The sequence below is a fragment of the Gordonia sp. AC31 genome (assembly GCF_031844505.1).
Taxonomy (GTDB): domain Bacteria; phylum Actinomycetota; class Actinomycetes; order Mycobacteriales; family Mycobacteriaceae; genus Gordonia; species Gordonia hongkongensis.
The window spans coordinates 47,399-60,521 of the sequence record NZ_JAUZVK010000018.1 but is presented as its reverse complement, the minus strand read 5'-3'; the positions used below and the strand labels follow the sequence as shown (position 1 = coordinate 60,521).

13 protein-coding genes and 1 tRNA gene are annotated in these 13,123 nt (G+C 67.4%); 5 read left to right on the top strand and 9 right to left on the bottom strand.

The features are described from left to right. Positions 1-5: 5 nt before the first annotated feature. The 3 genes from arsC to glmU form a co-directional block, all read right to left on the bottom strand. Positions 6-347 carry an arsenate reductase (glutaredoxin) gene (arsC, locus tag Q9R39_RS19245; RefSeq protein ID WP_277242744.1) on the bottom strand — a complete coding sequence of 114 codons (342 nt, stop codon included), beginning with the start codon at positions 345-347 and terminating at the stop codon, positions 6-8. A 371-nt stretch (positions 348-718) separates the two neighbouring features. Further along, positions 719-1,696 carry a ribose-phosphate diphosphokinase gene (locus Q9R39_RS19240; RefSeq protein ID WP_004022643.1) on the bottom strand — a complete coding sequence of 326 codons (978 nt, stop codon included), beginning with the start codon at positions 1,694-1,696 and terminating at the stop codon, positions 719-721. Between the two features lie 57 nt (positions 1,697-1,753). Continuing rightward, positions 1,754-3,214: a bifunctional UDP-N-acetylglucosamine diphosphorylase/glucosamine-1-phosphate N-acetyltransferase GlmU gene (gene glmU / locus Q9R39_RS19235; RefSeq protein ID WP_311277998.1), complete on the bottom strand. Its 1,461-nt coding sequence runs from the start codon at positions 3,212-3,214 to the stop codon at positions 1,754-1,756. Between the two features lie 316 nt (positions 3,215-3,530). Between glmU and fabG the strand changes: the two genes are divergently transcribed. Continuing rightward, positions 3,531-4,286, top strand: coding sequence for a 3-oxoacyl-ACP reductase FabG (gene fabG / locus Q9R39_RS19230; protein ID WP_311277987.1), 756 nt, complete (start codon positions 3,531-3,533; stop codon positions 4,284-4,286). 119 nt (positions 4,287-4,405) lie between these two features. Beyond that, a tRNA-Gln gene (locus Q9R39_RS19225) sits at positions 4,406-4,477 on the top strand. Positions 4,478-4,544: 67 nt separating this feature from the next. Here Q9R39_RS19225 and Q9R39_RS19220 read toward each other — a convergent pair. Together Q9R39_RS19220 and Q9R39_RS19215 are read right to left on the bottom strand one after the other, a co-directional pair. After that, positions 4,545-5,885: an NtaA/DmoA family FMN-dependent monooxygenase gene (locus Q9R39_RS19220; protein ID WP_311277986.1), complete on the bottom strand. Its 1,341-nt coding sequence runs from the start codon at positions 5,883-5,885 to the stop codon at positions 4,545-4,547. Then, positions 5,882-7,054 (bottom strand): LLM class flavin-dependent oxidoreductase, encoded by a 1,173-nt coding sequence (locus Q9R39_RS19215; protein ID WP_311277985.1) that lies wholly within the window; start codon positions 7,052-7,054, stop codon positions 5,882-5,884. The genes Q9R39_RS19220 and Q9R39_RS19215 overlap by 4 nt, the downstream gene beginning before the upstream one ends. Positions 7,055-7,241: 187 nt before the next feature. Here Q9R39_RS19215 and Q9R39_RS19210 point away from each other — a divergent pair, with 187 nt between their 5' ends. The 3 genes from Q9R39_RS19210 to Q9R39_RS19200 all read left to right on the top strand — a co-directional run bounded on the left by Q9R39_RS19210 (position 7,242) and on the right by Q9R39_RS19200 (position 9,165). Continuing rightward, positions 7,242-8,384 (top strand): LLM class flavin-dependent oxidoreductase, encoded by a 1,143-nt coding sequence (locus tag Q9R39_RS19210; protein WP_311277984.1) that lies wholly within the window; start codon positions 7,242-7,244, stop codon positions 8,382-8,384. A gap of 1 nt (position 8,385) precedes the next feature. Continuing rightward, on the top strand, positions 8,386-8,580 hold the full coding sequence (locus Q9R39_RS19205) for a hypothetical protein (RefSeq protein WP_068971918.1): 195 nt from the start codon (positions 8,386-8,388) through the stop codon (positions 8,578-8,580). 75 nt (positions 8,581-8,655) lie between these two features. Then, the gene (locus Q9R39_RS19200; RefSeq protein ID WP_311277983.1) at positions 8,656-9,165 is read left to right on the top strand and encodes a pyridoxamine 5'-phosphate oxidase family protein; all 510 of its coding nucleotides are present in this window, start codon (positions 8,656-8,658) and stop codon (positions 9,163-9,165) included. A 14-nt stretch (positions 9,166-9,179) separates the two neighbouring features. Here Q9R39_RS19200 and Q9R39_RS19195 read toward each other — a convergent pair whose 3' ends face one another. The 4 genes from Q9R39_RS19195 to Q9R39_RS19180 form a co-directional block, all read right to left on the bottom strand. Beyond that, the gene (locus Q9R39_RS19195) at positions 9,180-10,115 is read right to left on the bottom strand and encodes a glycine betaine ABC transporter substrate-binding protein (RefSeq protein ID WP_078112134.1); all 936 of its coding nucleotides are present in this window, start codon (positions 10,113-10,115) and stop codon (positions 9,180-9,182) included. Positions 10,116-10,189: 74 nt separating this feature from the next. Next, positions 10,190-11,008 (bottom strand): ABC transporter permease, encoded by an 819-nt coding sequence (locus Q9R39_RS19190; RefSeq protein WP_058250826.1) that lies wholly within the window; start codon positions 11,006-11,008, stop codon positions 10,190-10,192. Continuing rightward, positions 11,005-12,339, bottom strand: coding sequence for an ATP-binding cassette domain-containing protein (locus tag Q9R39_RS19185; RefSeq protein ID WP_137810734.1), 1,335 nt, complete (start codon positions 12,337-12,339; stop codon positions 11,005-11,007). Before Q9R39_RS19185 ends, Q9R39_RS19190 begins: the two co-directional genes overlap by 4 nt. Next, entirely contained in the window at positions 12,336-12,980 is a 645-nt protein-coding gene (locus Q9R39_RS19180) for an ABC transporter permease (RefSeq protein WP_058250824.1), read from the bottom strand. The genes Q9R39_RS19185 and Q9R39_RS19180 overlap by 4 nt, the downstream gene beginning before the upstream one ends. Positions 12,981-13,123 lie beyond the last annotated feature (143 nt).

The window sequence follows — 13,123 nt, the reverse complement described above, 5'->3', positions numbered from 1 at the left end:
CGGAGTCAGAGGATTTCGTCGAGCTTCTCGATGGGCCGGGGGATGCGAGTGCCCTTGTCGGTCACCACGATCGGACGTTCGACGAGGATCGGGTGCTCGACCATGGCGTCGAGGATCTGCTCGTCGGTGGCCGATGCGAGATCGAGCTCCTTGTAGAGGGCCTCGCGTTTGCGGGCCGCCTGTGTGGGTGTGATCCCGGCGTCGGCGAACAGCTCGACGAGTTGTTCGCGGCTGTACGGCTCGTCGAGATACTTCACGACTGCCGGCTCGATCCCGGCGTCGCGCAGGGCCTGCAACGCCTTCCGCGAGGTCGAGCACTTCGGGTTGTGATAGATCGTCGCGTCCACGGGTGACACGGTACTCGGTGGGGCGCCGCTTGTTGGCTGAGGTGCGGGGAGCCGCAGCTTGCTCCCTGAGGAGCGCTAATCCCTCTGCTCCCTGAGGAGCGTCAATCCCTCTGCTCCCTGAGGAGCGTCAATCCCTCTGTTCCCTGAGAAGCGCCAATTCCTCTGCTCCCTGAGGTGCGAGGAGCGCAAGCGACGAGCCTCGAAGGGCTGGCGACGTCATCTCGCCAGGACCCTTCGTGACGGCCTCCGCAAGCTCCGGCCTCCTCAGGGAGCAGTGGTTGGGCTCGCTCCAACACAACGGGTTCTTTCGGAGTCCACGCCGGCCGCGAGGCCGCAGATGTTGAGGTGCGAGCGCAGCGAGCCTCGAACGGTCAGGCGATGCCGTCGAAAAGACTTGTGACAGAACCGTTCTCGAAGACCTCGCGGATCGTCTGGGCGAGCAGCGGTGCGATGGAGAGGACGGTGAGGTTCTCGAAGCGCTTCTCGGCCGGGATCGGCAGGGTGTCAGTGGCGATGACCTCCTTGGCGCCGCAGGACGCGAGACGCTCGGCCGCGGGGTCGGAGAACACGCCGTGGGTGGTGGCGATGATGACGTCGCCCGCGCCGGCGTCCTTGAGGACCCGCACGGCGCCGGCAATGGTGCCGCCGGTGTCGATCATGTCGTCGATGAGGATGCAGGTGCGTCCCTCGACCTCGCCCACCACGCGGTTGGACTTGACCTGGTTGGGCACGAGCGGGTCACGCGTCTTGTGGATGAACGCCAGCGGCGCGCCACCGAGGGTGTCGGCCCACTTCTCGGCGACACGCACGCGACCGGAGTCGGGGGAGACGACGGCGATGTTGTCGGTGCCGTACTTGCCCCGGATGTACTCGGCGAGCTGTCCCTGAGCGTGCATGTGATCGACCGGGCCGTCGAAGAAGCCCTGGATCTGGTCGGTGTGCAGGTCGACGGTGATGATCCGGTCGGCGCCCGCGGTCTTGAGCAGATCGGCGATGAGGCGGGCGGAGATCGGCTCACGCCCGCGGTGCTTCTTGTCCTGGCGGGCGTAGGGGTAGAACGGCAGGATCACGCTGATGCGCTTCGCCGAGCCGCGCTTGAGGGCGTCGATCATGATGAGCGCCTCCATGACCCACTGGTTCAGCGGGTACGGGCAGCTCTGCAGGACGAAGGCGTCCGATCCGCGGACCGAGTCCTCGAAACGAACGAACAGTTCGCCGTTGGCGAAGTCGCGGGCGGTCTGCGGGGTGACCTTGATGCCCAGTTCATCGGCGACTGCTTCGGCGAGTTCGGGATGGGCACGACCAGAGAACAGCATCAGGTTCTTCTGGTTGTCAGTGGTCCAGGTCATGAAAACTCTTCTGTTCGTGTCGTTTCGGATCTGCAGGGTCGAGCGCGGGTCGGGGTGTCAGGCCGTCCCGGGGTTCTTGTCGCGTGCCTCGAGGGCCGCGCGCGCCGCCGCGGTGTCGGGCCGCTTGCGCACGACCCAGTCCTCGATGACGCGTTGTTCGCCCGCCGAGACCGCGAGGGCTCCCGGCGGTACATCTTGCCGCACCACGGTTCCGGCGCCGGTGTATGCCCCGTCGCCGACGCTGACCGGCGCGACGAACATGTTGTCCGAGCCGGTGCGGCAGTGGTCGCCGATCACGGTGCGGTGCTTGGCAACCCCGTCGTAGTTGACGAAGACGCTTGACGCGCCGATGTTGGAGTGCTCGCCGATGGTGGCGTCGCCGACGTAGGTGAGGTGCGGGATCTTGGACCCGGCACCGATGGTCGCGTTCTTGGTCTCGACGAAGGTGCCGATCTTGCCCGCGTCTCCGAGGGCCGTGCCCGGTCGCAGGTAGGCGAAGGGCCCGACGGTGGCCTCGGCGCCGATGACCGCGTCACTGCCGTGCGTGCGGATCACCTGCGCGCCGCGTCCGACGGTGACGTCGGTCAGAGTGGTGTCGGGTCCGATCACGGCGTCGGCGGCGATGTGCGTGCGCCCGTGCAGCTGTGTGCCGGGCGCGATGTGCGCGTCGGGCTCGATGGTGACGTCGGTGTCGATCCAGGTGGTGGCGGGGTCGACGACGGTCACCCCGTCGAGCTGATGACGACGGATGATGCGGCGGTTGAGTTCGGCGCCCAGGGCGGCGAGTTGGGCACGGTCGTTGCAGCCGGCCACGAGCACCGGATCGGCGACGGTGTGTCCGCGGACGGCCCGCCCCTCGCCGCGGGCGATCTCGACGATGTCGGTGAGGTAGTACTCGCCCTGCACGTTGTCCGTCGACAGCTTCGACAACCCGTCGCGCAGCGCAGCGGCGTCGAAGGCGTACACGCCGGCGTTGACCTCGGTGATCGCGCGCTGCTCCGGGGGGGCGTCCTTGTGTTCGACGATCGCGGTGACGGCGTCCCCGTCGCGGATGATGCGTCCGTATCCGGTCGGGTCGTCGGCGACGAAGCTCGTCAGCGTGACCGCGGCCCCGCCGTCGGCGAGATGGGTGTCGATGAGCGCGCGGAGGGTGTCGGCGTCGAGGAGGGGGACGTCGGCAGCGGTGACGACGACGGTGCCGTCGAAGTCGTCGGGGAGTCCGCCGAGGCCCACCCGGGCGGCATCACCGGTCCCGCGGGGCGCGTCCTGTTCGGCGATCCCGATCACGACGCCGAGGCCTGCCCCGATCTCGCCGATGGCAGCCGAGACCCGTTCGCGTTCGTGACTGACGACGGCGATGAGATGCTCGGGGTCGATGCCCGCGGTCCCGTGGAGCGCGTGGCCGACGAGCGAGCGGCCGCCGATGGTGTGCAGGATCTTCGGGGTCTTGGACTTCATACGGGTACCGGCACCCGCGGCCAGGACGATCACGGCCACGGACGGCGACGTTCCCGTCATCGAATGCCCACCCTCTTCCTGATCGGTGACTGCCACGATCATGTCTGTCCGACGGCGCCGGCGGGGGTCGCTGACCGGGTTCGCGGTCGCACGTCGGGTGCGATCCTACGCATCGGTACCCGATGGCAGAAATGCAGCGCGCTGTTTGTGGCGAAACCTCGCGACCGGGCCTGATAGAACACATAGGGACCGCAACGCCGAGCGATCAATCGGTAGATCATTGCCGTTGTCGCTGACGGAACAGGGTGGGTGCGGGGGAACCAACCATGCGCGCCGGAGTTGTCCGGCTCGCGAAACGACCACACGGAGGTAGTGAATGAGCACGCAGAAGACGGCGATCGTCACCGGGGCCGCACGGGGGATCGGTGCGGCGGTGGCCAAGCGCCTGGCCGACGACGGGCTCGCGGTGGCCGTCCTGGACCTCGACGCCGACGCCTGTGCCGACACCGTCAAGGCGATCACCGACGCCGGTGGCAGGGCGATCGCGGTGGGTGCCGACGTCGCCGACGAGGCCTCGGTGAACGCCGCGGTGGACAAGGTCGTCGCCGAACTGGGAAAGCCGACGGTCGTCGTCAACAACGCGGGCATCACCCGCGACAACCTGCTGTTCAAGATGACCGTCGATGACTGGGACGCCGTCATGGCCGTGCACCTGCGCGGCGCGTTCAACGTCACCAAGGCCGCCCAGAAGTACATGGTCGAGGCGGAGTGGGGACGCATCGTGAACCTGTCGAGCACCTCGGCACTCGGCAACCGGGGACAGGTCAACTACTCGGCGGCCAAGGCCGGCATGCAGGGCTTCACCAAGACCCTGGCGATCGAGCTCGGCCGGTTCGGCGTGACCGCGAACGCCATCGCGCCCGGGTTCATCGAGACCGAGATGACCGCCGCCACCGCCGAACGCGTCGGCGTGCCCTTCGAGGACTTCAAGCGCGCCGCCGCCGGCCAGATCCCGGTCAACCGCGTCGGCGTGCCCGAGGACATCGCCCACACCGCGTCGTTCTTCATCAGCGAGGGTGCCGGCTTCGTGTCGGGGCAGGTCGTCTACGTGGCCGGCGGCCCCAAGGACTGATCACTCCCAGACGTCGACTCGACTCCCAGACCTCGATCGAAGTCTGTGAGTCGAGTTGACGTCGAGTGGTCACCTGGCGTGAGTGCCCGCGGGCTGTGGCACAATCGTCAGCGCAGTGATCCGCCATGGTGTAATCGGCAACACTCCTGATTTTGGTTCAGGCATTCTAGGTTCGAGTCCTGGTGGCGGAGCTCATGAGTCGCGGCGCAGCCGGGCCTCCGGAGAGTCTCACGACGAGCAGCGGGTCCCCGGCGAGGCTCAACCCCCCGGGCGCGCCAGTCTCAGATTGTCCCGCAGCGTCGATCCTTCGTAGTCGGTGCGATACACGCCCAGTTCCTGCAGCACCGGCACCACCTCGTCGACGAACCGGTCGAGCCCGCCGGGCACGATGTGGGGCACCAGGATGAAACCGTCGGCGACGTCGGCCTGCACGAAATCGTTAATCGTGTGCGCGATGGTCTGTGGCGAGCCGACGAACGACTGGCGGCCGGTGACCTCGATGATGAGTTCGCGCGTCGTCAGGTTCTTCGCCTCGGCCAGGTCGCGCCACTCGTGCGCCACGGCGACCGGGTCGCGATGCATACGCACACTTGCGCGTCCCTTCGCGACGGTGTTCTCACCCGGGACCGGATCCACCTGCGGCAGCGGACCGTCGGGGTCGTGGTCGGAGAGGTCGCGATTCCACAGCTGCTCCAGAAACTTGATCGCCGTCTGCCCGGTGACCTGTTGTAGGCGCACCTCGTGGGCGAGTTCGGCGGCCTGCGCGTCGGTGTCGTCGACGACGAAGGTGGCCGCGGGTAGCACCAGGAGTTCGTCGGGTCGCCGGTCGTAGGAGGCGAGTCGTCGTTTGACGTCGGTGTAGAACGCCCGGCCGGCGTCGTAGGTGGCGTGCCGGGAGAAGATGGCGTCGGCGGTCGCGGCCGCGAACTCCCGACCCTCGTCGGAGTCCCCGGCCTGGAAGATGACCGGTCGCCCCTGTGGCGGACGAGGGGTCGGGAAGTGCCCGCGGATGTCGAACTGTGAACTGGTGAAGTCGAATTCACCCGCCTCGAGGCGTGCCAGGAATCGGCCGTTCTCGGCATCGGCGACGACGTCATCGTCGCGCCATGAGTCCCAGAGCGTCGCGGCGGCGGCGAGGAATTCCTTGGCGCGCGCGTACCGCTGGTCCTCGGGCAGATAACCGCCACGACGAAAGTTCTCGCCGGTGAACTCGTCCCACGAGGTCACCACGTTCCAGGCCGCGCGTCCGGCGGACAGATGATCGAGGGTGGCGAATTGCCGTGCGACGTCGACGGGTTCGTTGAAGGTCGAGTTGATGGTGCCGGTCAGGCCGAGGTGGGTGGTGACCGCGGCCAACGCGGACAGCACGGTGAAGGTGTCCGGTCGACCGACCACGTCGAGGTCGTAGATCAGCCCGTTCTGCTCGCGGAGCCGCAGTCCTTCGGCGAGGAAGAAGAAGTCGAACTTCCCGCGCTCGGCGGTCTGCGCGAGGTGGACGAACGAGTCGAACTCGATCTGGCTGCCCGACGCCGGGTCGCTCCACACCGTGGTGTTGTTGACCCCGGGGAAGTGGGCGGCGAGATGGACCTGTTTGGTCATGCGACACCGGCCTTTCCAGTGGCGAAATGATTGGACGGGCGCGCCAGGCCGAGGTGCCCACGCAGCGTCGAATGGCTGTACTCATCGCGGAACAGGTTGCGGCGTCGGAGTTCCGGTACGAGCTCTCGGGTGATCGCGCGCAGGTCCTCGGGCAAGGCGGCCGGGTGTAGTCGTATTCCGCTGATTCCTGCCACCGCGGCCCAGCGCTCGATCTCGTCCGCGAGCCCGACCGGTGTGCCGGTGAAGACCGCGCTGTCGGGCGTGAACGGGCCACCGGTCCAGTCGTCGAGCTGCGCCCGACGGTCGTCGGCCTCCGCCTCCGATGCGGCGAGCACGACGAACAGGTCGACGAACAGGAGTGCTGGATCGGTGATCTCGCGACCGGCGTCGGAGTGTGCGGTGCCCACGGCGTCCACCGCGCGTACGGCGTCGTCGACGTCGCGCGGGCTGATGAACCCGAGGTCGGCGCCCCGACCGATCAGCCGCAGATCGGTGGGATGGGCGCCGGTCGCGGCGATGACCGGCCGGCCCTGCGGCGGGCGCGGCGTGATGGCGGGGCCGCGCACCGAGAACTGATCCCCGGCGAAGTCGATGTAGTGCAGCTTGTCCCGGTCGACGAAGCGACCGGTTGCGACGTCGCGGATCTCGGCGTCGTCCTCCCACGAATCCCAGAGCAGACCGAGCACGGTCGCGAAGTCGAGGGCCTCGGACGCGAGGTCGGCGAGCACCGCCGGGTCGTCGGGGAATCTCCTTCGACCGAACAATGCGGCCTCGTCGGGATCCGCGGTGGTGCGCACCACGACTCCGGCACGGCCGTGGCTCACATAGTCGAGGGTCGCGATCGCCTTGGAGACGTGGAAGGGTTCGGTGTGGGTCGCGGTCGCCGTCGGGATCAGCCCGATCGAACGGGTCGTGGGAGCGAGACGGGAGGCGAGTAGTACCGAATCGAGTCCTCCCGTCGCCCGGTCGGTGCGGGGATGCCCGCGATGCAGGGCGAAGGTATCCGCGAGGGTGACGAAGTCGAGGAGCCCGGCTTCGGCCTCGCCGACCAGTTGCTGCCAGTGCGCCGCTGTCGTGAGCGCGTTTGCCCGGGCCCCGGGCGCACGCCACGCACCCGGATGCGACCCGCAACCGTCCAGCGCCACGGCGACGCGTACGTGTTCGGTCATCGAGTCTCCCCTCGAGTCGTGTCGTCGATGTGTGTCTCCGTCTCGAACAGAGGCGGCATGACACGGGATTCCAGGACCAGGCCATCGGATCGGCGTGGGCCTAACCCTTCCGATGTCCCGCCGATGCCGCTTCGCTGATCAGGATGAGGTGTGTTCGGCACAGGACTCGAGACGGTCGGGGAGCGGTATGACGGGACATGAACCCATACCGCTGTCGGTGCTCGACCTCGTGCCGGTCACGGAGGGGAGTGACGCGGCGACGGCGGTGCGCCGCAGCGTTGCCTTGGCCCGGCACGCCGAACGTCTGGGATATCACCGCTTCTGGCTCGCCGAGCATCACTTCGTGGCAGTGGCCAGCTCGTCGACGACCACGCTCATCGGACTCGTCGCCGGCGCGACCGAGTCCATCCGCGTGGGATCTGCGGCGGTCCAGAGCGGCCTGCACACCCCGGTGTCGATCGTGGAGGCCTTCGGGACCATCGACGCGCTCCACCCCGGCCGACTGGACCTGGGTCTCGGTCGTTCCGCGCAGCGTCGCACCGAGTTGGCGACCGCCGACCGGAGATCCGCACCCCGCGAGCCCGCACCCCGACAGCCCGACGAGGTCGTCGACGGCCTGCTCATACCGTCGCCGTTCCCTGTCGAGTCGATCCTGAACGCACCGCGGGTCGTCGCCGCGTTCGAGGCCTCGCAGTTCGACGGTGCGTCGCCGCCGGACTTCGACGACGCCGTCGGTGATGTCCTGGCGCTCCTGACGGGCGGGTTCAGTCACCGCGACGTCGAACTGACCGCGGTGCCGGGGCGGGGCGCTGACGTGGCGGTCTGGATCTTCGGGAGCAGCAAGGGGCAGAGTGCCCAGACCGCAGGTGCGCGCGGGTTGCCGTTCGTCGCCAATTATCACGTCAGCCCGAGCACGGTCCTGGAGGCCGTCGAGGCGTACCGAAGTGCGTTCCGGCCGTCGCCGGTCCTGGCCGAGCCGTATGTGGTCGTCTCCGCGGATGTCGTTGTCGCCGCGGATGAATCGACGGCACGGCACCGTGCATCCACCTACGGACACTGGGTGTACGGCATCCGTAGCGGAGCCGGCGCGCAACCGTACCCGAACCCTGACACGTCGCGTCCGCTCGACGATGACGCGCTCCCGCTGGTCGACGATCGCGTGCGCACCCAGTTCGTCGGCGACCCCGACACCGTGGTGGACGGGCTGCGCACACTCGCGCGGGTGACCGGCGCCGACGAGCTGCTCGTCACCAGCGTCACCCACGACTTCGACCATCGGCTGGCGTCGCATGAGTTGCTGGCGGCCGCATGGGGATTGCGAGGGAAGTGAGATGACCGGCTACGCGGCAGAGGGTTTCGGACGACGCGCCGGTGTGCGGTCGTCGTTGAGGGCCCTGTTCACCGGCATCCGGCGTCGCGTCGACGTGGACCTTCTCGCCGTGTGTGCGGCGCTGCATCCGGAGGCACCGCCCCTGGGTCTCCCGTTGGAGTCAGCAAGAACGGTCGGCCGCGGAAAGGTCTCATAACCGGGTCCCGGTGGCACCATGAGGTTCTCCGGTGACGACGGTCGTCGCCGACGAGCAGCCACGAGGACGCCTACCATGTACGAGACCCCGGATGAACTACACGAACTGCAGACCCTTCTCGACGCGTCCCTGTCCCGATCGACAGATCATCTGCGGTCCATCATCTGCAGCGAGAACACGGTCGACGCACCGCAATTGGTTGACATCCTGACCGGCATGCGTGTTCTCGCGCTCTCGACCGTGACCGCGGCGGGCGAGCCGAGGATCAGCGCCGTCGACGGGCATTTCCTCCACGGGAAGTGGATCTTCGGCACGGCGCGCACAGCTGCGAAGGCTCGGCACCTCGCCGCCCGTCCGGCCGCCAGCGCTGCTCACATCCAGGGCGAGGAACTCGGGGTGTTCACGCACGGGACGGTCGAGATCCTCAACCCGCTCGACGGCGACCGCGCCGATGACTGGCCCGAGTTGGTGGCCCACTTCAAGAAGATCTACGGCGATGATGCGTTCGACTGGGACGTCGAGGTCATCTACTTTCGCCTGCACCCGCATTGGATGACGGTCTACGCACCGAGCCAGTCTCATTGACTGTGAGTCGACGGTCAGTCGACCGGGACGATAAAGCCTTCTTTCACGAGCCAGTCGTAGGCGACGTCGGAGGGGTCGGCACCATCGATGTCGATGAGTCCGTTGAGTTCCTGCATGAGCTCGTCGGTGAGTTTCGCCGACACCGGAGCCATGAGTTCGGCGATCTCCGGGTTCGCGTCGTTGACGCCGGTGCTCACCACGAGGCAGCCGCTGTAGGGCAGGAAGAACTTCTTGTCGTCTTCCAGGACGACGAGGTCGAGGTTCTTGATGCGACCGTCGGTGGAGTAGACCATGCCGAAGTTGCAGGGTTCGCTCCGTGCGGTCGAGGTGTAGACGACGCCGGAGTCCATGGTCGTCACGTTGCTCTTGGGCACGCCGCCGGGGGCGTCGAGCGGGATGTCGTAGGCCTCCAGCATGGGGATGAAACCGTCGGCGCGCGAGAGGAACTCGTCGTTGATGCAGAACGTCCGCTCGGATTCGGGCAGCTTCGCGATATCCGACATCTTGGTGACGTTCAACCGCTCGGCCGTCGGCGCCGAGGCGGCGAAGGCGTAGGTGTTGTTGAACGACGAAGGCGGCAGCCACTCGACACCATTGGCGCGTTCGGCGTCACGGACGCGCTCGTACAGCTGCTGCGGATCCGCGATGGTCTCCGTCTCACCGAGATAGGTCTGCCAGGCGGTGCCCGTGTACTCCCACACGATGTCGGCGTCACCGTTGAGAACCGCTTGCCGCGAGGACATCGAACCCGGTGCGTTGGTGAGGTCGTCGACGTCGGCCCCGGCCGCTGCCAGATAGGTCGCGGTGATCTTGCCGAGCAGGACCTGTTCGGTGAAGTTCTTCGACGTCACGGCGACCGACGTGCCCTCCAGCGGACGTTCGCCGCCGGGAAGGGAAGCGGGACGGAAGGTTCCGGACGAACTCACCAGACCACACGCCGACAGCGTCATCACGAGGGCCGCCGACGCGGCCAGGATTGCGAGTGCCCGGGAGCGCAGCGAGCGGGCCGACTGCGACCGTGTCATCATGCGATCCCCCGAGGTGTCGCGACGAGTTCGACGAGGCGGCCGAGCCAGTCGATCGTCATGGCGAGCAGGGCGACCAGGATCGCGCCCGAGACCAGCAGCTTGGGCAGGAACAGCGTGATGCCGGTGGTGATGAGCGTGCCCAGGCTGTTCGCGCCGATGAACGTGCTGAGGGTGGCGGTGCCGACCAGGATCACCAGTGCGGTCCGCACCCCGTTGAGGATGACGGGTACGGCGAGCGGTAGTTCGACCTGGACGAGGGTGCGGACGGCGGACAGGCCGATGCCCCGGGATGCCTCGACAGTCCGTTGATCGACCTGACGCAATCCGACGATGGTGTTCTGCAGGATCGGGAGCACGGCGTACACGACCAAGCCGACGACGGCGGTGTTGAACCCGGTCCCGAGCCAGAAGGTGAACAGCACCAGCAGACCGATCGCCGGCGCCGCCTGCCCGATGTTGGCGATGTTCACCGCGATCGGGTTCAGCCACCGGAGCGACGGTCGGGTGAGCGCGATACCCAGTGGGATCGCGATCACGACGACGATGACGGTGGCTACGAGAGTCAGTTGGATGTGATCGAGGATGGTGGCGCGCAGCGCGGCCCACGACATCGACGCGCTCTCGGTGGTGGTGAACGTGGTGTTCGCGTACCAGATGGCGAAACCCACGCCGACGACCACGATCACGAGCGGTTCGAACCACACGTCGATGGGGATACGGGAGAGCCGTCGTCGAAAGCCGCTCGGGACCGACTCCGGGGCAGGCGGTTTCGCGGTCTCGGTGATCCTCGCCTCTTCGGCGATGAAACCCGTCACCGCTCGGCGCTCGTCTCGGGCGTGCCCACCGGCGCTGTCGCGGAACCGGCGCCTGCGGCAGGTTCCAGGCCGGGCTCGTCGTCGGCCGCGACGACCGGGGTCTCGACGGGAGCCGAACCCTCGGCGTGGTCGAGATAGCCACCGTGGTCGTCGTCCTCCCGCACCGTCGCGAGCTGACCGCGGATCGCTTCCATCACCGAGGCGATGTTCAGCGCACCGACGACCGCGCCGCGTCCGTCGGTGACGAGAACACCACCCTGGCTCGTCGCGAGCATCGAGTCGAGAGCGTCGTTCAGGGTCGAGGACTTGGCCACGACCGGGAGGCGATGGTCGAGGTAGTCGGAGACCTCCGGCTTGGCGCGGATCTCCTCGACCGACGGCCATGCGCGTGGGCGGCCGTGTTGGTCGACGACGGCGACCCAGTCCTCGCCGGCCGCCTTCGCGCGGGTCACCACGGCGCCGGACGGTTCTCCGACGCGGGCGGTGATCACCTCTTTGAAGTCGACATCGCGGACGCGGGTGAGGGTCAGGTGGGCGAGAGTCGCACCCGATCCCACGAACTCCTCGACGAACGGGCTCGCCGGATTGGCCAGGATCTCCTCCGGCGGCGCGAACTGCTCGATGTGCCCGCCCTCGGAGAGGATCAGCACCTTGTCGCCGAGTTTGGTCGCCTCCTCGAAGTCGTGGGTGACGATGACGATGGTCTTGGCCAGCTCGTGCTGGATCGCGATCAGCTTGTCCTGCAGGCGTGCCCGGGTGATCGGATCGACGGCGCCGAACGGCTCGTCCATCAGCAGCACCGGGGGATCGGCGGCGAGGGCGCGTGCGACGCCGACCCGCTGCTGCTGGCCGCCGGACATGTCCTTGGGGAGCCGGTCGGCGAAGGTCGCGGCGTCGAGTCCGACGAGGTCGAGCAGGTACTCGGTGCGCTCGGCGATACGTTTCTTGTCCCAGTTGAGGATTCGCGGGATGGCGCCGATGTTCTTGCTCACCGACCAGTGCGGGAAGAGTCCGCCGGACTGGATGACGTAGCCGATGGACTGCCGCAGCTTGTCCGGGTTCTCCGCGGTGACATCGCGTCCACCGATGTAGATGCGACCCTCGGTGGGTTCGATGAGGCGGTTGATCATCTTCAGCGTCGTCGTCTTGCCACATCCGGACGGGCCGACGAAGGCGACGATGTCACCGGCGTCGATCTCCAGGTCGAGACGGGCGACGGCCGGCGTGGTGGCTCCCCGGTAACGTTTGGCCACGCCGTCGAGCCGGATGGACTCGCCGGTGACGTTGCGGTTGTTGCCGTTCGGCGCGGACGAGGTGGCGGAGTCGGTCATGAGAGTCCCTTGGAGATGGTGAGTCGGCCGAGCAGAACCAGGAGAGCGTCGAAGACGAGGGCGATGATGACGATCAGGATCGTTCCGGCGAGCGCCATTTCGAGTGCATTGGCACCACCGAGGCGGGAAAGCCCGTTGAAGATCAGCGATCCCAGGCCGGGGCCGAGGACGTAGGCGACGATCGCGGCGACACCGACGATCATCTGGGTCGACACGCGGATGCCGGTCAGGATCACCGGCCAGGCGATCGGCAACTCGACGGTGAGCAGGATGCGCCACCTCGAAAGCCCGATGCCGCGGGCGGATTCGACCACGGCCGGCGGCACGGACCGGAGACCGACGACCGCGTTGCCGATCACCGGCAGCGTGGCGAAGAAGGCCAGCATCAGAAACGACGGCGTCACACCGAGTCCGAACGGCACGATCAACAGGGCCAGGAGGGCAAGCGACGGAATGGTCAGCGCCACACGGCTCGACGTCAGCGTCAGCGCGCTGGCGAGCGGGAGGCGATAGACCACGGCGGCGATGAGGATCGCCACGGCCGTACCCACGAGCACTGTCTGAAATGACAGAGACGCGTGTTGATATGTCAGAAAAGTGAGTGATCGGGCGTTCTCGCTGAGGTAATCCCACAATTGCACTGTCGGTGTCCCATCCCCGGTGTCCCACCCCCGGTGTCTGCGTCGACATTACGCAGAGTTGAACGAGACTGCCGACATTTGGACCGATCCAGTGTGACTTTCACGCGGCGTGGGTCGATCTCCGCTCGACGCGGTGCCATCCT

Excerpts from the sequence above, each read along its gene's own strand:
- glmU (WP_311277998.1), bottom strand. The coding sequence starts at position 3,214 with ATGACGGGAACGTCGCCGTCCGTGGCCGTGATCGTCCTGGCCGCGGGT.
- Q9R39_RS19200 (WP_311277983.1), top strand. The coding sequence starts at position 8,656 with ATGTACGAGACCCCGGATGAACTACACGAACTGCAGACCCTTCTCGAC.
- Q9R39_RS19240 (WP_004022643.1), bottom strand. The coding sequence starts at position 1,696 with ATGACCTGGACCACTGACAACCAGAAGAACCTGATGCTGTTCTCTGGT.
- Q9R39_RS19210 (WP_311277984.1), top strand. The coding sequence starts at position 7,242 with ATGACGGGACATGAACCCATACCGCTGTCGGTGCTCGACCTCGTGCCG.
- fabG (WP_311277987.1), top strand. The coding sequence starts at position 3,531 with ATGAGCACGCAGAAGACGGCGATCGTCACCGGGGCCGCACGGGGGATC.
- Q9R39_RS19215 (WP_311277985.1), bottom strand. The coding sequence starts at position 7,054 with ATGACCGAACACGTACGCGTCGCCGTGGCGCTGGACGGTTGCGGGTCG.
- Q9R39_RS19205 (WP_068971918.1), top strand. The coding sequence starts at position 8,386 with ATGACCGGCTACGCGGCAGAGGGTTTCGGACGACGCGCCGGTGTGCGG.
- Q9R39_RS19195 (WP_078112134.1), bottom strand. The coding sequence starts at position 10,115 with ATGACGCTGTCGGCGTGTGGTCTGGTGAGTTCGTCCGGAACCTTCCGT.
- Q9R39_RS19220 (WP_311277986.1), bottom strand. The coding sequence starts at position 5,885 with ATGACCAAACAGGTCCATCTCGCCGCCCACTTCCCCGGGGTCAACAAC.
- Q9R39_RS19185 (WP_137810734.1), bottom strand. The coding sequence starts at position 12,339 with ATGACCGACTCCGCCACCTCGTCCGCGCCGAACGGCAACAACCGCAAC.